The 21,010-nt window shown below is 70.3% G+C and carries 12 protein-coding genes; 4 read left to right on the top strand and 8 right to left on the bottom strand.

Annotation, left to right across the window (positions count from 1 at the left end; genetic code table 11):
- Window positions 1–63: 63 nt before the first annotated feature.
- The gene (locus tag GQQ95_RS07595; RefSeq protein WP_157427060.1) at window positions 64–11,088 is read left to right on the top strand and encodes a DUF5979 domain-containing protein; all 11,025 of its coding nucleotides are present in this window, start codon (window positions 64–66) and stop codon (window positions 11,086–11,088) included.
- Window positions 11,089–11,175: 87 nt separating this feature from the next.
- On the opposite strand, the gene GQQ95_RS07590 is transcribed toward GQQ95_RS07595, so the two are convergent.
- A complete protein-coding gene (locus tag GQQ95_RS07590) occupies window positions 11,176–11,394 on the bottom strand; it encodes a hypothetical protein (RefSeq protein ID WP_157427249.1) in 219 nt (72 codons plus the stop codon).
- Window positions 11,395–11,526: 132 nt separating this feature from the next.
- On the opposite strand from GQQ95_RS07590, the gene GQQ95_RS07585 reads away from it, so the two are divergent.
- The gene (locus GQQ95_RS07585; RefSeq protein ID WP_157427059.1) at window positions 11,527–12,162 is read left to right on the top strand and encodes a GNAT family N-acetyltransferase; all 636 of its coding nucleotides are present in this window, start codon (window positions 11,527–11,529) and stop codon (window positions 12,160–12,162) included.
- 12 nt (window positions 12,163–12,174) lie between these two features.
- On the opposite strand, the gene GQQ95_RS07580 is transcribed toward GQQ95_RS07585, so the two are convergent.
- From GQQ95_RS07580 to GQQ95_RS07560, 5 genes are all read right to left on the bottom strand, one after another.
- The gene (locus GQQ95_RS07580) at window positions 12,175–12,915 is read right to left on the bottom strand and encodes a sulfite exporter TauE/SafE family protein (protein ID WP_157427058.1); all 741 of its coding nucleotides are present in this window, start codon (window positions 12,913–12,915) and stop codon (window positions 12,175–12,177) included.
- A 9-nt stretch (window positions 12,916–12,924) separates the two neighbouring features.
- A complete protein-coding gene (locus GQQ95_RS07575) occupies window positions 12,925–14,517 on the bottom strand; it encodes a sodium/solute symporter (protein ID WP_157427057.1) in 1,593 nt (530 codons plus the stop codon).
- Window positions 14,514–14,864 carry a DUF485 domain-containing protein gene (locus GQQ95_RS07570; RefSeq protein WP_157427056.1) on the bottom strand — a complete coding sequence of 117 codons (351 nt, stop codon included), beginning with the start codon at window positions 14,862–14,864 and terminating at the stop codon, window positions 14,514–14,516. Before GQQ95_RS07570 ends, GQQ95_RS07575 begins: the two co-directional genes overlap by 4 nt.
- A gap of 134 nt (window positions 14,865–14,998) precedes the next feature.
- Window positions 14,999–15,748 (bottom strand): LytR/AlgR family response regulator transcription factor, encoded by a 750-nt coding sequence (locus GQQ95_RS07565; protein WP_157427055.1) that lies wholly within the window; start codon window positions 15,746–15,748, stop codon window positions 14,999–15,001.
- A complete protein-coding gene (locus tag GQQ95_RS07560; protein WP_157427054.1) occupies window positions 15,745–16,974 on the bottom strand; it encodes a sensor histidine kinase in 1,230 nt (409 codons plus the stop codon). The genes GQQ95_RS07565 and GQQ95_RS07560 overlap by 4 nt, the downstream gene beginning before the upstream one ends.
- A 201-nt stretch (window positions 16,975–17,175) precedes the next feature.
- On the opposite strand from GQQ95_RS07560, the gene GQQ95_RS07555 reads away from it, so the two are divergent.
- Both GQQ95_RS07555 and GQQ95_RS07550 read left to right on the top strand, forming a co-directional pair.
- Window positions 17,176–17,547, top strand: a complete 372-nt coding sequence (locus GQQ95_RS07555; RefSeq protein WP_157427053.1) for a DUF485 domain-containing protein — start codon at window positions 17,176–17,178, stop codon at window positions 17,545–17,547.
- Window positions 17,544–19,175, top strand: a complete 1,632-nt coding sequence (locus GQQ95_RS07550; RefSeq protein WP_157427052.1) for a solute symporter family protein — start codon at window positions 17,544–17,546, stop codon at window positions 19,173–19,175. Before GQQ95_RS07555 ends, GQQ95_RS07550 begins: the two co-directional genes overlap by 4 nt.
- Before the next feature lie 184 nt (window positions 19,176–19,359).
- Here GQQ95_RS07550 and GQQ95_RS07545 read toward each other — a convergent pair whose 3' ends face one another.
- A complete protein-coding gene (locus GQQ95_RS07545) occupies window positions 19,360–19,557 on the bottom strand; it encodes a hypothetical protein (RefSeq protein ID WP_157427051.1) in 198 nt (65 codons plus the stop codon).
- A gap of 46 nt (window positions 19,558–19,603) precedes the next feature.
- Window positions 19,604–21,004: a dihydrolipoyl dehydrogenase gene (gene lpdA / locus GQQ95_RS07540; protein WP_157427050.1), complete on the bottom strand. Its 1,401-nt coding sequence runs from the start codon at window positions 21,002–21,004 to the stop codon at window positions 19,604–19,606.
- Window positions 21,005–21,010 lie beyond the last annotated feature (6 nt).

Raw genomic sequence — 21,010 nt, 5'->3', positions numbered from 1 at the left:
GCGTGGGCGTCTCACCTACCGCGCGCCCGCGGCGGCCTTCGGCCGTGGGGGCTGGGGGAAGAGATGTCGGTCGTTCGACGCGTACTCGCCGGAATCGGCGCGATCATCTTGACGGGGGCGCTCGTGACGCCCGGGGCGCTGTCGGCGTCCGCCGCTCCGGATGACGCGGAGTTCACGACGTTCACGAAGGTCGTGACGCCGCCCGACACGTCGCCCTACGCGGCGGGCGAGCAGTTCAGCTACACGATCACCCTGACGTGCAACAGTCCCATCGTCGACATCTGCGTCGGCGCCCAGGTGACCGACGCCCTGCCAGCGCCGCTCGTGTTCGACCCGAGTGTGCCGAACCCGGTCGTGGTGTCCGCCGGCAGCGACGCCACCGTCACGACCGGCGACACCGACTTCACGGTGGACTTCACCGAGACCGGCACGGCGGGCACCGGCCTCGCGACCGGCCAGCAGGTGAGCATCACCGTCTTCGTGCAGGTGCCCGCCGACGCCAGCGCCGACTACGACGGCGAGATCGTCAACACCGCGACGGCCTCAGCCGAGAACGCCCTCCCCAAGGACGCGACGGTGCCGGTCGAGCTCGACATCCCGTCGCTTCTCGACTCGACCGTCGTGAAGACGGTCGACGACCACGTGGCCGACGGGCAGAGCGTTCCCTCGCTCCCGGGCCAGCCGGTCGACTACACGATCGGCGGCGGCAACGCGTCCAACCAGTCCGTCGACGCGGTCGTCGTGCAGGACCCGGCCGAAGGGGTCGCGAGTCCGTTCGATGGCTACCTCGACTTCACGGGCATCACCTCGATCACGCCGCCGCCGGGGGCCGACCAGGTGCAGATCGAATACCGGGACGCCGACGGCAACTGGGTGGTGGCCTACCCCACGGGCCCGATCCCGACCGACTTCACCGACATCCCCGGCGTCGACCCGGCATCCGACGTGAAGGGGCTCCGGTTCACCTTCACGTCCAGCACGGGCGATCCGATCCCGCCGGGCGAGAACGGGACGATCGGCATCTCGGCCGAGACGAACGACACCGTGCTCGACATCCCCCTCGGCGAGTCGGTCGACGTGCCGAACACGGCGTCCTCGAACGTCGTCGTCGACGACGTCACGACCGACCCGAACACGGCCGACGGCGATGTCGTCATCAGCAACACCGGCCCGGCCGTCGACATCGAGAAGTCGTTCGCCGATCCCGTGCTGCTCGCCGGAGACTCGACGACGGCCACGATCGAGTCGGCGAACGGCCCGCGGCCCGTCACCTCGATGACCATCGACGAACCCACCACAAGCTCGCCGAACCTCGCCGACCAGGGGCTCACCTTCGACGGCTTCGGCGACATCACATGGCCGCAGAACGCCACGGGTGCGTCCATCACCTACACCTACGCCGACGGCACGACCGAGACGCTCGACACCACCACGCCCGACACGCTGCCCGATCCGACCGGCGACGTCGTCGGCTTCTCGGTGACGTTCACCGGACCGATCCTGCCGAACGCGTCGGCGCAGATCCCGTTCGACGTCACGGCGCAGAGCGTCGACGGCCAGGCCGACATCGTCAGCACGAACGACACGACCTCCACGGTCACGGACTCCACGGGCCAGACCGGCACCGACGAGGATGCCGCGGACATCACCAGGCAGCCCGCTCGCGTGTCGACGGTCATCGACAAGGACATCGTGCGCGACGAGGTCTGGGACGTGCCCGGAAGCACGACGGACGTGACGTTCCTCGCCTCCGTGAACGACCAGGGCGAGAACGCCTCGACCGTCGGCGCCGACCAACTCGTGATCAGCGACCCCGCCGACCCGCAGCCCGGCGACCCGCCGAGCACCTTCTGGAACGTGTTCGACCTCCGCCAGATCAGCGCCGGCGTCCCGGCCGACGCGAACCTCACCGTGGAGTACTGGGACGGCGAGGAATGGGTGACGCTCCCGGGCGCCGAGCTCATCGAGGGACCGGCCACGTTCAACACGAACGTGCCGGCCGACCTGCAGGACGACATCCAGGGCATCCGCTTCGTCTACACGCCGAAGCCCGGCGAGACGCTGCCTCCGGGCTTCCAGGTCGCGCCCCGCATCTCGGTGGCGACCCGCGACCAGCTCCGCGACGGATCGGGCAGCGTGCACGACGCCGCAGTGGCCGCGGACCCGCTCGTGGCCGAGAACACGGCGTCGTCGACGGTCATGAACCCCGACGACACGTCGCCCGAAGACAACACCGCCACCGACGGCGACCAGGTCGACGTGAACCCGCTCGACCCCGACGAGGGGGTCGACCTGCTCGAGAAGCAGTGGCTCGACGAGAACGTCAACGCCTTCAGCGGCGATCAGCGCAGTGCCCGCATCTCGTGGGCGACCGAGGGCCTTCCCTTCGACTCGGTCGCGATCACGGACGACCCGAGTGCCGGCGAAGACTTCTCGAACATCGCGGCATCTGCCTTCGACGCGTGGAACCTCGCGGTCATCGAACCGATCGACGGGGCCCTCGACCCCGAGATGCAGTACGACCGCATCGCGACCGTCGAGCTCTTCGACGACACCGCCGATGCCTGGGTCGACATCACGGCCGCCGCGTGCGGCGCCGTGGACACCACGGGAACCGACTGCGATGGCGGCTTCCCCGGGTACGAGCTCAGTGACGCCGAGCAGGAGTCCACGCTCGGCGTGCGCCTGACCTACGTCGAGGGGTCGAACCGCGGCGGCGGCGGGCCGGCCGCCGGGTCGGGAGTCGCGGCATCCTACGACTTCGAACGCAACCTCGACCTGACCTTCCAACTCCGCGATGAGAAGCGCAGCGGTGGGCCCGTCGTCGGCACGCTCCACGACGACACCTACAACTCCGGCCTCGCCGGCGTCGTGACCAACACGGCGCGGGCCGAGGGCGAGGGTCCCCAGCCGGTCACGCACGACGATTCCGACGACATCACGATCCTCGACACCGTCATCAACACCTCGGTCTCGAAGGCCTTCGACCAGGACAGCCTGCCCGTGCCGCCCGACACCGCCGACCAGGCCGACTACCCGCTCGTGTCCTCGACGATGACGGCCGTCAACCAGACGGAGGCGAACATCGGAGAGCTCCGCCTCGACGATCCCGCCCCGACGCCCGCGACCACGACGACGTACGACTACCTCAACCTCTACGGCATCGACCTCATCAGCGTCCCGGAGGCCGCAACGGTCTCGACGGTCACGCTCACGCGCGAGGGCGGTGGCACCGAGGACTTCACGATCGAGGAGGCCCTCGCGCTGAGCCCGACCGACCTGGCGGACGTCATCGGGTTCAGCGTCGTGCACACCGACCCCGACGGCGTCTCGATCCAGTCCGAGGAGACGACGTCGGTCGTGCTCACGTTCCAGCTGCGCGAGTTCCTGCGCGGCCAGCCCGGCGTTCGGCCGACGACCGCGGACACGGTCACCAACGTGGCATCCTCGACCGCGACCCGTCCCGGCGGCGATCCCGAGATCGACGAGGCGTACGCCACGGACGACGATTCGCTGACCTTCGCCGACGCCACGTACGGCGTCAATGCGGGCAAGTCGATCGACCCGCCGTCGCGGTACGAGGACGAGTCGCCCGACGGGTACACGGTGACGATCGGCGGACAGCCGACGGGCAACGTGCGCACGACGGTCCTCACGTTGACCGACGACACCCCGACGTTCTGGAACGCGTTCGAGTTCGCGTCGTTCCCGGCGACGACCCTTCCCGCCGGCATCGGCCAGTTGCGCGTGTCCGCCCTCGTGGGCGTCGAATACTCCGCCGCGGGCGCCGGTGCACCGCTCGTCCAGACCTGTGCGGGCGACACCGACCTCACCGACTGCTGGGTCGTCGGAGACTGGCAGGACGCCGTCTCCAACGTCGTCACGCCCGTGCTCCCCGACGGGGTGGCCGCCGGCGACGTGCGAGGCCTGCGCTTCGACATCCGCAAGGATGCCGACGAGACGAACTGGGAGTCGCCGCGGAACCCGATCGTGTCGGTCAGGTTCCTCGCCGATCGGCTGGAGAACCTGCACTACGGACCCGACGGCGTGATCGACAGCTACCCGGTGCCCTCGACACTCCCGGGACTTGCGACCGCACCCGGCGAGACCGTGCAGGGCACGACGACCGACGACGTCGACGTGCACGGCACGGGATCGTGGGAGACGCCCGACGGCGTGACCTGGGAGGCCGACGCGATCGCGTCGGACACCACGATCCTGCAGCACCGCGTGAATGCGATCAGCGTCGTGAAGTCACCCGGCAACGGGTCGGGCGGTTCGCTCGCGCAGCAGTTCCCGCCGGCGTCGACGATCCCCTATTCGATGACCATCACGAACACCGGCGCCTGGGCGATGACGGGCCTCGAGCTGACCGACCAGGTCGCGACGGACGCATCCGGCTCCTTGCTGGTGGCCGACCCCGACGCCGACGAGGTCTTCGAGTTCACCCTGACCGACTCGTCGGGGGCGTCGCTGCCGACCGACGGGTTCACCGGCGAGCTCGACGAGGCCACCGGCCTAGTCACGATCACGGTGCCCGACGGCTTCGTGTTCAACCCCGGCGACGTGCTCGTCATCGATGCGAACCTGATCTTCCGTCCAGGCCTCGCGCCGGGAACGCCGGTGGGCAACACGATCTCGGCCACCAGCGACCGCGACTTCGAGACGTGCGCGCACTCCTCGAACAACGTGCCGACGCCGGACACCGAGGATGTCGCCGACTGTGCCGCTGACACCACCGTGACACCGGCCGCAGCCGCACCCATCAGCATCGTCAAGGCGGTCAAGGGCAACGCCGCCGGCGTGCCGGGCGTCGACCCGGCCGACCCGAACTACGACGACCTCGGCGTCCTGAACACGGCGGCGAACCCGTCGGCGGCCGCCTGTGCGGCACCCAATGCGGGCGGCGGGTACTACGTGAACCAGTGCGTGCCGATCACGCGCCCCGGCGGCGTGGAGACGTGGCGCATCAGCTTCACCAACCGCGGCAACGTGCCGGCCGACCGCATCGCCGGCATCGACGTGCTGCCGGCCGTCGGCGACACCGGCGTCGTCGTGGGCTCGCAGCGCGGATCGGAGTGGGCGCCGATCTTCATCGGCAACCTCTCGGTTCCCGCCGCAGGCACGGCTGAGGCGTACTACATGGCCAGCGTGCCGAACCAGGCGTGCAACGCCACCGACATCCAGTACAGCACCCTCGGAGTGCCGGTCCCCGACTCCGATCCCTGCTTCGCGGACGTGTCGACGAGGCAATGGATCGCCTACGACGACTCGACGCCGGCGGCGGAGCTGGCAACCGCACGAGCGCTCAAGCTCGTGTTCAGCTACCCTGCGGGAACCGGACTGCCGCCGGGAATCACCGGCTCGGTGACGTACGAGACGCAGACGCCGGCGGTCGTGCCCGATGCCTACGACGACGGACTGCCGGTCGCGTGGAACACCGTCGCCGCAGGCTCGCGTGCGACGTTCCAGGGCACCCCGATCTACCAGGGCCCGGTCGAGCCGGTTCGCGCCGGCGTCGCCGTCCCCACCGGCCAGGTGCAGCTGCAGAAGGAACAGGTCGCACCCGACACCTGGACCTTCCCGCTCCCCGACTCCTACGAGTTCGACGTGCAATGCGAGTCGCTCGAGCAACCCGTCGACCTCGTCGACACCGATGGTGCCGACGTCTCGCCCCTCGACGTGCCCGCCGACGGTTCGCTCGTCGAGGTCGGCACGGGAACCAACCTTCCGCTCTTCTCGGACTGCACGGTGCAGGAGCTCTTCGCGCAGGGCTCGACGGTCACGTACGACCCGGAGGGCACGGCCGACCGTTCGGGCGAGGTCGTCGCGACCCGTGACCTGACCGGCCGCACCGACATCCACCACCCGTTCCCGCCCGACCCCGTCGAGGACGTCACGCTGCAGGTGACGAACACATACGAGATCGGCGGCTTCAGCGTCACGAAGGAGGTCGAACGCAGCACCGCGGTCGACCAGGACGGCAACGAGATCGCCTACAACCCCGAGTTCACGTTCGTGGCGAGCTGCATCTGGCTCGGCCAGGAGATCATCCCCGAGGACGAGCGCGAGTTCACCATCGGCGAGGGCGAGACGGTGGACTTCGGTCCGCTGCCCGTCGGCGCCGACTGCTCGGTCGAGGAGACGGATGTCGCGGGCGCGACCACGTCGCAGGTCGTCGTGACCGAGGACGGCGTCGACCGCGATCCGGTCGACGTCACGACGCCGGTCGAGTTCGTGCTCCTGCCCGACGAGGCCGACGGCACGCACCTGACCGCCCTCACCGCGACCAACGCCTACACGGTGGGCGGCCTCGAGATCACGAAGGACGTGACCGGGGCGGGCGCCGACGCGTGGGCGCCCGACGACTTCACCCTGCAGCTCGTCTGCACGTGGGACCAGGCGACGACGAACCCCGTCTACGACGACACGTTCACGATCTCCGACGGCGAGACCTGGAGCGTCGACAACCTGCCGACCGGCGCCGACTGCACGGTGACGGAGCCGGAGGACGGCGACGCGACCGAGGTCACGTTCAGCCCGAACCCCGTCACGATCGGCGACACCGACGCCGGCGAGGAACCGATCGCCGTGGCCGTCACGAACGACTTCCGCGTCGGCGGCTTCCAGGTGGAGAAGACCGTCGCCGGCTCGGGTGTCGGGTTCAGTGACGACGTCGCGTTCACGTACGCCTACACCTGCACGTACGCCGGCGAGACCGTCGGCGAGGGCGAACTGTCGATCACGGGCGACGGGACCGCCGGCCCGCTCGACTCCGACGCCGTGACCGGGCTGCCGGTCGGCGCCGAATGCGTCGTCACCGAGACGGACGACGGCGGGGCGGATGCCACGCCGGAACCCGTGACCGTGACGATCCCCGACGAGGCCGACGGCGTCGCCCAGGTCGGCGTCGCCGAGTTCGAGAACCGGTTCACCGCGGGCACGATCGCGGTGACGAAGGTCGTCGAGGGCGATGCATCCGAGATTCCGGGGATTCCCGGGGCCACGTACACGGTGCACGTGACCTGCGCGGTCACGGAGGACGGCGATCCGCTCTTCGACGGCGATGTCGAGGTGATCGGCGGCGAGACGGTCACGGTCACGGACCCGGGCACGGGCGAGCCCCTGCTGCTGCCGCTCGGCACGCACTGCTGGGGGGAGGAGACGGATGACGCGGGCGCGACGTCCTCGAGCGTCGATCTCGACTCGTTCGAGAATGCGGCGGTCGTCGTCGCCTCCGATGAGGACGAGCCGCAGCCGCTCGAGATCACGGCGACGAACACATTCGCCGCCGCCGACCTCGTGGTGGCGAAGGCGATCGACGGCAATCCCGACCACGCCGCGGGCGTGACGTTCACGATCCTCGTGACCTGCACGCTCGATCGCGGCGATGGCAACCCGCCGGTCGTGATCTACGACCAGGAGCCCGTCACGATCGAGGGCGGCCAGTCGCAGACCCTCGACGGCATCCCCGTGGGATCCGACTGCTACGCCGAGGAGCCCGACGGCCAGGGCGCGTACGACATCACGATCAGCAACACGGCTGACAACCCGATTCCGGTGACCGGCGACGTCGAGGACCCCGACACCATCACGGTCACCAACGACTTCCCCGACGCGAGTTTCACCGTCGTGAAGGACGTCGACAACGGCGGGGCCGAGAACCAGGACGGCGAGCCGATCGACTACGACACGGTCTACTCGTTCACCGCGACCTGCGAGTTCCAGGGCACCGGCGTGCTGGACGAGTCGTTCGCGCTGGGCGACGGTGGCGAGCAGACCTTCAACGGTCTCCCGGCCGGCGCCGAGTGCACCGTCACGGAGACCGACCAGGGCGGTGCGGCGACCTCCATCGTCCTCACGCAGGACGGTGCCGAGACCGACCTGGGCGAGGCATCCGAGGCGTCCTTCACGCTGCTGCCCGACGCCGAGGGCACGACGGTGACGAGCGTCGCGGTGACGAACGCGTACACGGTCGGTTCGATCGCGATCACGAAGGCCGTGACGGGTGAGGGTGCCGAAGCGTGGGCGCCCGACGAGTTCGACGTGCAGCTCGTCTGCACGCTCGAGGCGGCCGACCCCGACACGGTCTACGACGACATCGTCACCATCGGCGCCGGTGAGACGGTCACCGTCGGCGACCTGCCGACCGGTGCCGACTGCACGGTGACCGAGCCCGACACCGCCGGCGCCACCGAGGTCACGATCGACCCCGAGTCGGTCACCGTGGGTGTCGTCGGTGACGAGGGCGACCCGGTCGCGGTCACGGTGACGAACGACTTCCGGGTCGGCGGTTTCCAGATCCAGAAGAACATCACCGGACCCGGGACCGAGTTCACCGACGGCGTCGACTTCGTCTACGGGTACACGTGCACCTACCTGGGCGCGGTCGTCGGCGAGGGCGAACTGACGATCACGGGCGACGGCACGGCCGGACCGCTCCTCTCCGAGGAGGTGACCGGCCTCCCCGTCGGCAGCTCCTGCGCGGTCACCGAAACCGATGACGGCGGGGCGGATGCCACGCCCGATCCGGTCACGGTCGTTATCCCCGACGTGGACGAGCAGGGCGCTCCCCAGGTCGTGGACGTGGACTTCGTGAACCCGTTCAGTGCGGGCACGATCGCGGTGTCGAAGGTCGTCGAGGGTGCGGCATCCGAGATTCCGGAGATCGCGGGTGCGACGTACACGGTGCAGGTGACCTGCTCGTTCACGGCTGAGGGCGACCCGGTGTTCGAGGGTGATGTCGAGGTGGTCGGCGGCGAGACGACCACGGTGCTCGATGCAGCGACGGGTGAGCCGTTGCTGCTGCCGTTGGGAACGCACTGCTGGGGCGTCGAGACGGATGCCGCGGGCGCGACGTCCTCGAGCGTTGACTTCGATTCGTTCGAGAACGCGGTGATCGTGGTCGCGTCCGAGGAGGAGGCGCCGCAGGCGCTTGTGCTGACGGCGACGAACACGTTCGAGTACGGCGAGCTCGTGGTTGCGAAGGCGTTGGATGGGAACCCCGATCACGCGGAGGGCGTGACGTTCGAGATCCTCGTGACCTGCACGTTCGATCGTGGCGACGGCAACGAGCCGATCGTGATCTACGACCAGGAGCCGGTCACGATCGAGGGCGGCCAGTCGGAGACGCTGACGGATATCCCGGTGGGCTCGGAGTGCTACGCCGAGGAGCCCGATGGGCAGGGTGCGTACGAGATCACGATCAGCAACACGGCTGACAACCCGATTCCGGTGACCGGCGATGTCGAGGAGCCGGTCGCCATCACGGTGACGAACGAGTTCCCCGATGCGTCCTTCATCGTGGCGAAGGACGTCGACAACGGCGGTGCCGAGAACGCGGGCGGCGACCCGATCGCCTACGACACGGTCTTCTCGTTCACCGCGACCTGCGAGTTCGAGGGCGAAACGGTGCTCGACGAGGCCTTCGACCTCGCCGACGGCGAGGAGCAGACGTACGACACCCTCCCGGCGGGAAGCGAGTGCACGGTCACCGAGACGGACCAGGGCGGCGCATCCACGTCGATCGTGATCGAGCAGGGCGGAACCGAGACCGACCTGGGCGAGGCATCCGAGGCGGTCTTCACCCTCCTGCCCGACATCGAGGGCGTGATCGTGACGACCGTCGCGGTGACCAACACCTTCACGGTCGGCACGGTCGAGATCACGAAGGCCGTGACCGGCACCGGCGCCGACGCGTGGGGCGGCACGTTCGGCGACTTCGAGGTGGAGCTCGTCTGCACGCTCGAGGGCGCGGACCCCGACGTCGTCTACAGCGACACGCGCACGCTCACGAAGGACGCCCCCGGCGACGTCTGGCTCGTCGAGAACCTGCCGACCGGCGCGGACTGCACGGTCGCAGAGCTCGACGACGGCGAGGCGACGGAGTCGACCGTGACGCCGTCCGAGTTCGTCATCGGCGATGACACGACCGAGGACCCCGTGGCGGTGACCGTCGAGAACGAGTTCCGCACCGGCGGCCTGAACGTGCTGAAGGCCGTCACCGGACCCGGCGTGCCGGAGTTCTCGAACGGGCCCTTCCTGTTCCAGGTCGAGTGCACCTACGACGGGCAGTCCGTCGTCGATCAGGAGCTCGTGGTCGTGGGCGACGGCACCGAGGGGCCGTTCACGAGCGAGACCATCGGCGGCATCCCCGTCGGGTCGGTCTGCGTCGTGACCGAGACCTTCGATGCGGATGCGGACACCACGCCGCCGCCGGTCACGGTCACGATCGAGGACCAGGCGACAGAGGGCGTCGAGACCGTGGTCACGGCCGTCTTCCTCAACGTGTTCTCGCTGGGCACGATCGACCTGACGAAGGAAGTCGACGGCTCAGCGGCCGACGAGTCCTACGTGCAGGACGCGACCTTCACCGTGCAGGTGACCTGCCAGCTCGACGTGTTCGGCACGATCGTCACGGTCTTCTCCGGGCCGGTCGAGGTGGGCGCCGACGAGACGGTGCCGGTGCTCCGTGAAGACGGCGATCCGCTGAAGCTGCCGTACCAGACCCACTGCTTCGGCGAGGAGACGGATGCCGCCGGCGCGACCGAGAGCACGATCGACTTCGACTCGTACGACAACGCCGCGGTGGTGGACGTCGAGGACGAGCCGCAGACGCTCGAGCTCACGGCGACGAACACCTTCGAGGAGGGAACGGTCGACCTCGAGAAGACCGTCAGCGGTGCGGTCGACCAGGCCGCCGGCAAGACGTTCATGCTCGCGGTGACCTGCACGTTCGACCGGGGCGAGGGCAACGACCCGTACGTCGCGTTCGACGCCGAGTCGGTGCCCATCGCCGCCGGCGAGACCGTGACGCTGACCGACCTGCCGATCGGCACCGAGTGCTGGGCCGAGGAGACCGACGCGGGTGGCGCGATCGGCGTCACCGTCAGCGCGACCGAGGACACCCCGGTCGTCGTCGGCCTCGACGAGACGGCGACCATCACGGTCGACAACGAGTTCGCCGCAGCGCCGCCGGTCACGGGTGTCGATGGGGCGGCCGTCTGGGCCTGGATCGGATACGGCGCCCTGCTCATCGCCTTCGGCGCGGGCATGGTGCTCCTCGCGAGGCGACGCCGGCAGGCGTGATGGCGGCAGCCGCGCCGCCCGCCGCCTGAACGACACGGCGCCCCGCCCGGTTCCATCCGGGCGGGGCGCCGTGTCGTTCGCGTTCGGCTACTGGTTGCCGACCGACTTGTCGATGTTCGCCTTGACGTCGTCGATCGTGCCGTCGTGCTCGTCGGGCGCGATCTTCTTGACCGCTTCGCCGATGCCGTCGAGGACCTTGTCACTGATGTCCTCGGCCTGCTCGCTCTTCAGGACCTCGTGGATCTTGTCCTTGTTCTGCTCGATGAAGTCGCCCGCCTGCTTGGCGATGTCGTCGAAACCGGCCATGTGCGTGTCCCTCGTCTCATCCACGGGCGTCGTCGCCCGCCTGAGGCCAGCCTACGTCGGCGCCCGACGCGGTGGAAGGGCGACCCGGGCGACGGCATGGGTCCGGCGGATGCGGTGTGCCAGACTCGTGCGGTGACCGCTGCGCTTCCCCCGGCCGAGCCGATCGTCGGCCGAATCATCCGTCTCGAACCGTTCGTGCCCGCGGATGTTCCCGCGCTCGCCGAGGCCCTTCGCCATCCGGAGGTGTTCGCCGGCGGATACGGAGGCGGCCCGGAGGGGCTGCCCGCCGACGACGAGGCGTTCGCCCGGTTCGCGCTCGGCTACTACGAGGGCGGCCGACTCGCGCTTCCATGGACCGTTCGGCTGCACGGGGGCGACCACGACGGCCGCGTCGTAGGGGCCACGAAGTTCGCCGACCTCGACCTCGCGAACGAGTCGGGCCACATCGGCTGGACGGCGTACGACCCGCGGGTCTGGGCCTCCGGCGTGAACGTGGAGACGAAGCTCCTGCTGCTCGGCCTCGCGTTCGACCACGGATTCGGACGTGTCAAGCTGCAGGCCGACAGTCGCAACGAGCGCTCGCGTGCGGCGATCCTGCGACTCGGGGCGAGCCTCGAGGGCATCGCGCGCCGGCACAAGCGCCGGGCCGACGGCAGCTGGCGCGACAGCGCGATCTACTCCATCGTCATCGACGAGTGGCCCGGGGTGCGAGCCGGCCTCGAGGCGCGGCTCGCCGCGCGTGGCGACGGGCCCGTCGAACTGCGCTGATCGCCGCCCGCGTCAACCCCAGAGCTCGATCGCGCCGTCGATGAGGGCCGCGGCGCCGCCGAGGTAGGCGATCACGATCACCGCCGTGCGCGCCGCATGGTGCGGGATGCGGCGGTGCAGCAGTTCGCCGATGCCGAGGCCCACGAGGAGTGCGGCGATGATCCACGGCCAGGCGCCGGGTTCGAGCTCGGGCACCGCCCAGCCGGTCTGGCCGAGCTTCAGGGCGAGGGATGCCGCGCCGATGACGACGAAGTACGGCTGCGCCGTGGCGGCGAATCCGACCTGCGACCACCGGGTCGCGACGGCGTAGACGCTGAGGGCGGGGCCGCCGACGCCGGCCGCCGCGTTCATGACCCCGGATGCCCCGCCCGCGATGACGGCCGGCGGCCAGCCGCGGGCGACGTGCTCGGCGCGCGTCACGAGGAGGGAGGTCGTCAGCGCTCCGATGACGAGCACGCCGATGACCACCTGGAGGGGGGCGCCGGGCACGTGGGCGGCGATGAGGGCGCCCACCAGCGTGCCGACGAGCGCCGGGGCCACGAGCAGCCCGAACCGCCGCCACTCGACGAAGCGCCACACCCGCGGCAGGATGATGAGCGAGGAGATCACGGCGCAGAGGTTCACGACGATGACGCCGTCGAACGGGCCGAGCAGGATGACGAGGGCCGGCGAGGCGACGAGGGCGAAGCCCATGCCCGTGACCCGCTGCGCGATCGCGCCGACGAGCACGGAGAGGGCGACGGCGAGGAGCACCGGGGCAGTCTAGCCGCGGGCGTCGGGCGAGGCCGGGCCGCCGGGGCCCGCAGTTGCGCTCGACGCCCCGCGGTCGCTGGTGCCGGCCGCCGCGCCCGAGGCAGCGGGCCCCGACACCGCCCCGGCCTGCGGGAGCGCGCGGCCCGTCGGCTCCGGCACGTGCAGCCGGGTGAAGAAGGCGTCGACGCCCCGCGGTCGACGTCGTCGGTCGGCGACGGAGGCGAGCACCGTCACGAGCAGGGCGAGGGGCACGGTCCACGCGGCCGGCTGCTCGAGGAAGGGACGGATCGCGGGCACCGCGGCCGAGATGATGCCGCCGCCGAGGATGGCCGAGCCCGAGAGCACGGCTCCCGTGAGCATGCCCGCGATCGCGCCGCGCGCGGTGAGCCCGCGCCACCAGATGCCGAGCAGCAGCATCGGACAGAGGGTGGAGGCGGTGAAGGCGAAGACGAGCCCGACGCTGCCCGCGAGCCCGGTGGAATCGGTGGCGAGCGCCACGATCAGCGGGACGAACGAGGACGCGACGGCGGCGATCCGGAACCCGCGCACGCTGCCGCCGAGCAGGTCCTGGCTGATCACGCCCGCGAGCGAGACAACGAGGCCAGACGAGGTCGAGAGGAACGCGGCGAATGCGCCCGCGATGACGAGTGCGGTGAGCAGGTCCCCGGCCCAGCCGGGAACGAGTCGGTCGGGCAGCACGAGCACGAGCGCGTCGGCGTCCCCGGTGGCCGCGAGGTCGGGTGCGAACGCCCGGCCGAGGAGGCCGAGGATGGTCGGGAACAGGTAGAACACCGAGAGCAGCATGAGCACGAGCACGGTCGTGCGCCGCGCGGCACCGCCGTCGGGGTTCGTGTAGAAGCGCACGAGCACGTGCGGGAGCCCGAGGGTGCCGAACAGCAGCGCGACCATGAGCGAGACCGTGCGATAGGGGTCGTGGTCGCCCGGGCCGGCCGCGGCCGGGAACGCCTCGACGGGCGGCAGCGCCGGTTCGACGCCGCCGACGAAGATGAGCAGCACCACGGCGGGCACCGCGATGGCGGTGAGCTTCAGCCAGAACTGGAACGCCTGCACGAACGTGATGGAGCGCATGCCGCCCGCCGCGACGACGACGGCGACGATGACGGCGACCGCGAGCGAACCCGCCCACGAGGGCAACCCCGTCGTGATGCGCACGGCCAATGCGGCGCCCTGCAGCTGCGGCACGATGTAGAGCCAGCCGATGACGATCACGAGCGTGCTCGTCACCAGGCGCGCGCCGCGCGACTCGAGCCGCGCCTCGGTGAAGTCGGGGATCGTGTACGCCCCCGAGCGTCGGAGCGGGGCGGCCACGAAGAGCAGCAGCATGAGGTATCCGGCGGTGTACCCGATCGGGAACCAGAGCCCGGCCGATCCGGTCGTGAGGATGAGGCCGGCGATGCCGAGGAAGCTCGCCGCCGAGAGGTACTCGCCCCCGATCGCCGAGGCGTTCCACCATGGCCGTACGGTGCGCGAGGCGACGTAGAAGTCGCTCGTCGTGCGCGAGACGCGGAGGCCGTAGAAGCCGATCAGGGCGGATGCCAGCGCGACCGCGGTGATCGCGGCGTAGCTGATCGCGGCGTTCACGGGGCCTCCGTGAGGGCGCGGTACCTGGCCTCGTTGCGCGCCGCGGCGCGCGCGTAGAGCACCCCGACCGTGATCGCGAGCGGATAGATGCCGACCGCGAGCAGCAGCCACGACAGGGGCACGCCCCACACGAACGTCTCGTCGAGCACCGGCGTCAGGACGATCGCGAGCACGAAGGCGGCCGTCGCGCCGACGAATCCGAGGGCGTACGTGATGCCGAGCCGCAGCTGCGAGCGGATGAGCGAGCGCACGTACACGCTCGCCGGCTCGCTGGTCGTCGCGCCCCTGGTCGGCAGTGATCGAGCGGATGCCGCGGTCGAGCCGGTGCGCGGGGCGGTGACCCGCACGCGGGCGGGCGGGACCGGTGGTCGAGTAGGGCGCCCAGCGCCCGTATCGAGACCCTCCTGGGCTCCGCTGGTCTCGAGAGGCTCCGCTCCTCGACCGCCGTGAGGCGACAGGCCCGCGGCATCCGACCGATCCGTCATGGGCGCGGTCGCAGGGTCGCCGACTCGAGGCGCTCGCGGAGGGCGGGCAGCAGGCGACGGCTCACGGGGAGCTCGGCATCCGCGACGGTCACGCTCGGGCGGTCGGCACCCAGGCGGATGCGCGAGAGGTGGGCGAGCGAGACGAGGTACGAGCGGTGCACGCGCACGAAACCCGCATCGGCCCACTGCCGCTCGAGGTCGGCCATCGGCACGCGCACGAGGTAGCTCGCCTCCTCGGTGTGCAGCCGGGCGTAGTCGCCCTGCGCCTGGACGTAGCGCACCTCGTCGCGGCGGATCATGCGCGTCGTCGAGCCGAGGGTGACGGCGATCATCTCTGGTGCGCTCGCGGCCGTCGGAACCGGGCCGGTGTGGGCCGCGGACGCCTTCATGGCCTCGACGATGCGCCCGACGGAGCGCTGCAGGCGCTCGGTGCGCACGGGCTTCAGCAGGTAGTCGACGGCCGCGAGGTCGAACGCCTCGAGCGCGCCCTCCTCGTCGGCGGTCACGAAGACGAGCGCGGGGCGGTGCTCGAATCGCTGCAGGGCCCGCGCCAGGTCGAAGCCGTTCAGGCCGGGCATGTGGATGTCGAGGAACGCGGCGTCGACGGGCTCGCGGGTCAGCAGGCGGATCGCCTCGGACCCCGAGGACGCCTGGTGCACGGTGCCGATGCGCGGATCCTGCGAGAGCAGGAACGCGAGCTCGTCGATCGCGGGCTGCTCGTCGTCGGCGATGAGGACGGAGATCATCGGCTCGGGCTCCCGTCTCTCGCGGTGGTCGGCCCGGCCGCCGGGCCCGCGTTGGGGTTCGGACCAGGATGGGCCTTGGGCACCCGCATGCGCACGAGCGTACCTGCGCCGACGTTCGTCTCGACGACGAGGCCGTGCTCGTCGCCGTAGACCTGGCGGAGCCGGGCGTCGACGTTGCGGAGGCCGACGTGCTCGCCCGTGGCCGCACCGGCGAGCACCTCCTCGAGCACGACCGGGTCGATGCCCACGCCGTCGTCCTCGACGGTGATCTCTGCGAAGGCGCCCGAGTCCGTCGCCGTGATCGTGATGCGACCGCCGCCCTCCTTGGACTCGAGGCCGTGGCGCACGGCGTTCTCGACGAGCGGCTGGATCGAGAGGAACGGGACGACCGTCGAGAGCACCTCCGGCGCGACCTGCAGCGTCACCGTGAGGCGAGCGCCGAAGCGCGCACGCTCGAGCTCGAGGTAGCTGTCGATCGAGCGCAGCTCCTCGGCGACGGTCGTGAAGTCGCCGTGGCGGCGGAACGAGTACCTCGTGAAGTCGGCGAACTCGAGCACGAGGTCCCGCGCCTTCGCCGGGTCGGTGTTGATGAACGAGGCGATCGCGTTCAGTGCGTTGTAGATGAAGTGGGGGCTGATCTGCGCGCGGAGGGCGCGCACCTCGGCCTCCGCGAGTGCGGCGCGCGAGGCGTCCAGCTCGCCGAGCTCGACCTGCGACGCGACCCAGGACGCCACCTCGCCCGTCGCCCGGATGAGGCCCGCGCGGACCGGCGCGGAGAACGCGACGATCGCGCCGACCGGGCGTCCGCCCGTGAGGATCGGCGCGGCCACCGCATCCGTCTCGTGCGAGCCGATCGCGATGCGGCGCTGCACGTGGGGCTTGCCGGTCGAGCAGGCCGTCTCGGCGAGCTCGCCCGCGATGCGGCGCACGGCGTCGTCGCCCTCGACGGTGACGTGGCCCGCGAGATCGACGATCGCGAGGCTCTCGCAGCCGAGCAGGGCCCGCAGCGAGCGGCCGGCCCTCGCCGCGTCGACCCCGTCGAGCCCGGCGCGCACGTGCTTGGCCGCGCGGCTGGCGAGGTGCAGGGTCTGGTAGGTCGCCTGCTCGGCGTCCGTGCCGAGCTCGCGCTGGGCGAGCACGAGGCGGCGCAGCAGCAGCACGACCCCGAGCGCGAGCGCGCCCGCGACGACGCCTGCGGCGGCGGCGAGCAGCATCGACTCGGGCATGCACGAAAGCGTAGCCGTCGCCCGTCGACGCCTTCCAACCGTTCGTCGCACGAGGGGCGCCGTTCAGCGACGACGAACGGCGATCCGTTCCGGCGGCGCGGGCCACGCGGCAGCATGGGGCCACTGTCGACGGCGACCCCTCGCCCTCGGCAGCGGGCGCGGACGATCCCCCGTGCCGGACCCCCTCGAAGGAGAGACGCCATGGGCAACGAGGCCCTGAGCGCGGAGACGACGCAACCCGACGTCGATTTCACCGCGGTGCAAGCATCACCCCGATTCCAAGAGCTGCGCGGTCGCCACCGCCGGTTCGTGTTCCCCGTCCTCGCGGCGTGCCTCGTCTGGTACCTCGCCTACGTGCTCCTCGCGATCTACGCGCACGACTTCATGTCGACGCCCGTGTGGGGCAGCGTGAACCTCGCGATGGTGCTCGGCCTCGCCCAGGTCGTCACGACCTTCGCCGTGACCATGTGGTACGTCAGCTACGCCAACCGGCGACTCGACCCGATCGCCGCGGAGATCCGCGACGAGATCGAGTCGGGCACCGTCGCCGGCTCCGAGGCGGTGGCCCGATGAGCGCCGTGCACACCGTGGTCGTCGCGGAGGCGGCATCCACCCAGGTCGGCGAGCCCTGGCTGAACATCGCCATCTTCGGCGCGTTCGTGGCGATCACGATGATCATCGTGTTCCGCGCGAGCCGCAACAACAAGACCGCCGCCGACTACTACGCGGCCGGCCGCTCGTTCACCGGAGGCCAGAACGGCTCCGCCATCGCGGGCGACTACCTCTCGGCGGCGTCGTTCCTCGGCATCGTCGGCGCCATCGCGATCACGGGCTACGACGGGTTCATGTACTCGATCGGGTTCCTCGTCGCCTGGCTCGTCGCCCTGCTGCTCGTCGCCGAGCTGCTGCGCAACACCGGCCGCTACACGATGGCCGACGTGCTCTCGTTCCGCCTGAAGCAGCGCCCCGTGCGCATCGCCGCGGCGATCACGACGCTCGTGGTCTGCTTCTTCTACCTGCTCGCGCAGATGGCGGGTGCCGGCGGACTCGTGTCGCTGCTGCTCGGCATCGGCGACCAGCTCGGCCAGTCGCTCGTCATCACGGTGGTCGGCGCGCTCATGATCCTCTACGTGCTCATCGGCGGCATGAAGGGCACCACCTGGGTGCAGATCATCAAGGCGATCCTGCTCATCGCCGGTGCCGGCGTCATGACGGTCTGGGTCCTCGCGATCTACGGCTTCAACTTCTCGAGCCTGCTCGACAGCGCGGTCGAGGTGGCCGGCAACCCGGCGATCCTCGATCCGGGCCTCAAGTACGGCGTCTCCGAGATCTCGAAGATCGACTTCGTCTCGCTCGGACTCGCGCTCGTGCTCGGCACCGCCGCCCTGCCGCACGTGCTCATGCGCTTCTACACGGTGCCCACGGCGAAGGAGGCGCGCAAGTCGGTCGTCTGGGCCATCTGGCTCATCGGCATCTTCTACGTCTTCACGCTCGTGCTGGGCTACGGTGCTGCCGCACTCGTCGGTCCCGAGGTGATCGCAGCCGCTCCCGGCGCCGCGAACTCGGCGGCCCCGCTGCTCGCGTTCGAGCTCGGCGGGCCGCTCCTGCTCGGCCTGATCTCGGCGATCGCCTTCGCGACGATCCTCGCGGTGGTCGCTGGACTCACGATCACGGCCGCGGCGTCGTTCGCGCACGACATCTACGCGAGCGTCATCAAGAAGGGCAAGCCCGAACCCGGAGCCGAGGTCAAGGTCGCGCGCCGCACGGTGCTCGTCATCGGCGTCGTCGCGATCCTCGGCGGCATCGGAGCGAACGGCCAGAACGTCGCGTTCCTCGTCGCCCTGGCGTTCGCGATCGCGGCATCCGCCAACCTGCCGACCATCGTGTACTCGCTCTTCTGGAAGCGCTTCACCACGAAGGGCGCCCTCTGGAGCATGTACGGCGGCCTGATCTCGGCGATCGTGCTGATCATCTTCTCGCCGGTCGTCTCGGGTTCCGAGACGTCGATGCTGAAGACCGCGGACATCAACTTCGCGTTCTTCCCGCTCTCGAACCCCGGCATCGTCTCGATCCCGCTGGCGTTCCTGCTCGGCTGGATCGTGACGATCTTCGACAAGACCGTCGAGGACGCGAAGAAGCAGTCCGAGATGGAGGTGCGTTCGCTGACCGGCGTGGGGGCCGAGAAGGCGACGCAGCACTGAAGCCCGGCCGGCGGTTGGGGGACCGCCGGCCGATCAGGGTTCCGGTGACGGGAACACGCCGTCACCGGAACGACGCTTCGGCGCGGTGGGAACGCCTGCCCGTACCGCGCCGAACGAACAAGCGGGGCGGATGTCACGACCGGTCGGTCGCGGCATCCGCCCCGTTCTCGCGTGCCGGGCGGCGTCAGGGCCGCGCGCGGCGGCGGCGTGCGATGCCCCAGGCGAGCAGGGCGATGCCGACGACCGCGACGATCGGGCCCACGATCGCCCAGAGCGTGACGCCGCTCATCGCCGAGCCGGGCAGGATGCCCACGCCCTGCAGCGTCCAGATCAGGCCGGACAAGGTCAGCAGGCCTCCGAGCACGATGAGCAACCAGTTCACGGGATCCGCCTTTCAGGGGCATCCGCCCGTCTCCGGGCAGCTGCCGTTACATGTTGATCATGTGGCCGGTGAGGCCGTGGAACGCCTCCTGCAGCGCCTCCGAGAGCGTCGGGTGCGTGTGCACGTTGCGGGCGAGCTCGTGCGCGCCGAGGTCCCACTTCTGGGCCAGCGTGAGCTCGGGCAGCAGCTCCGAGACATCCGGCCCGACCATGTGGCCGCCGAGGAGCTCGAGGTACTTCGCGTCGGCGACGAGCTTCACGAACCCGACGGGCTCGCCGAGGCCGTTCGCCTTGCCGTTCGCGGTGAACGGGAACTTCGAGACGACGACGTCGTAGCCCTCGTCGCGCGCCTGCTGCTCGGTGAGGCCGAAGCTCGCGACCTGCGGCGAGCAGAACGTGGCGCGCGGCATCATCCGGTAGTCGCCGAGCTCCATGGTCTCGGCGTCGCCGATGGTCTCGGCCGCCACGACGCCCTGCGCCTCGGCGACGTGGGCGAGCATGAGCTTCGCGGTGACGTCGCCGATGGCGTAGATGTGCGGCACGTTCGTGCGCATGCGCTCGTCGATCGCGATGGCGCCGCGCTCGGTGAGCGAGACGCCCGTGTTCTCGAGCCCGAAGTTCTCGACGTTCGGCGCGAAGCCGACCGAGATGAGCGCGCGGTCGACCTCGAGCGAACCCGGCTGGCCGTCGGCCCCCGTGTACGAGACGGTGACGGATGCCCCGTTGTCGACGACCTGTTCGACCTTCGTCGAGGTGAGGATCGGCACGCTGAGGTTGCGGTACTGGCGCGTGATCTCCTTGGAGACCTCCGCGTCCTCGTTCGGCAGGGCGCGGTCGAGGAACTCGATGACCGTGACCTCGACGCCGTAGTTGCGCAGCACGTAGGCGAACTCCATGCCGATGGCGCCCGCGCCGACGATCGCGATCGAGCGCGGGAGGTCCCGCGTGAGGATCTGGGTCTCGTACGTGACCACGTTCTGCGACAGCTGCACGCCGGGCAGCAGGCGCACGCGTGAGCCGGTCGCGATGATCGCGTTCGAGAACGTGAGCGTCTCGACCGAGCCGTCGCCCTTGGTCACGTCGATCGTGTTCGCGTCGCGGAAGGTACCGCGGCCGTCGAACTCGGTGATGCCGTTCTTCTTCATGAGGAAGTGCACGCCCTTGACGTGCTTGTCGGACACCTGGCGGCTGCGGTCGAACGCCGCGCCGAAGTCGAAGTGCGCGTCGCCCGTGATGCCGAACGTCTTCGCCTGGTCGTGGAAGATGTGGGCGAGCTCAGCGTTGCGCAGGAGCGCCTTCGAGGGGATGCAGCCGACGTTGAGGCAGACGCCGCCCCAGTACTTCTCCTCGATCACGGCGACCTTCAGGCCGAGCTGGGCGGCGCGGATGGCGGCGACGTAGCCGCCGGGGCCGGCGCCGAGGACGATGACATCGAAGTTCGTGCTCATGCCTCC

The sequence above is a fragment of the Agromyces salentinus genome (assembly GCF_009749395.1).
Lineage (GTDB): Bacteria > Actinomycetota > Actinomycetes > Actinomycetales > Microbacteriaceae > Agromyces > Agromyces salentinus.
This window is presented reverse-complemented; position numbering and strand designations above follow the sequence as displayed.

What these genes read in the sequence shown, in the direction of transcription:
- GQQ95_RS07565 (WP_157427055.1), bottom strand. Translation starts at nt 15,748, where the DNA reads ATGATCTCCGTCCTCATCGCCGACGACGAGCAGCCCGCGATCGACGAG.
- lpdA (WP_157427050.1), bottom strand. Translation starts at nt 21,004, where the DNA reads ATGAGCACGAACTTCGATGTCATCGTCCTCGGCGCCGGCCCCGGCGGC.
- GQQ95_RS07560 (WP_157427054.1), bottom strand. Translation starts at nt 16,974, where the DNA reads ATGCCCGAGTCGATGCTGCTCGCCGCCGCCGCAGGCGTCGTCGCGGGC.
- GQQ95_RS07555 (WP_157427053.1), top strand. Translation starts at nt 17,176, where the DNA reads ATGGGCAACGAGGCCCTGAGCGCGGAGACGACGCAACCCGACGTCGAT.
- GQQ95_RS07595 (WP_157427060.1), top strand. Translation starts at nt 64, where the DNA reads ATGTCGGTCGTTCGACGCGTACTCGCCGGAATCGGCGCGATCATCTTG.
- GQQ95_RS07550 (WP_157427052.1), top strand. Translation starts at nt 17,544, where the DNA reads ATGAGCGCCGTGCACACCGTGGTCGTCGCGGAGGCGGCATCCACCCAG.
- GQQ95_RS07590 (WP_157427249.1), bottom strand. Translation starts at nt 11,394, where the DNA reads ATGGCCGGTTTCGACGACATCGCCAAGCAGGCGGGCGACTTCATCGAG.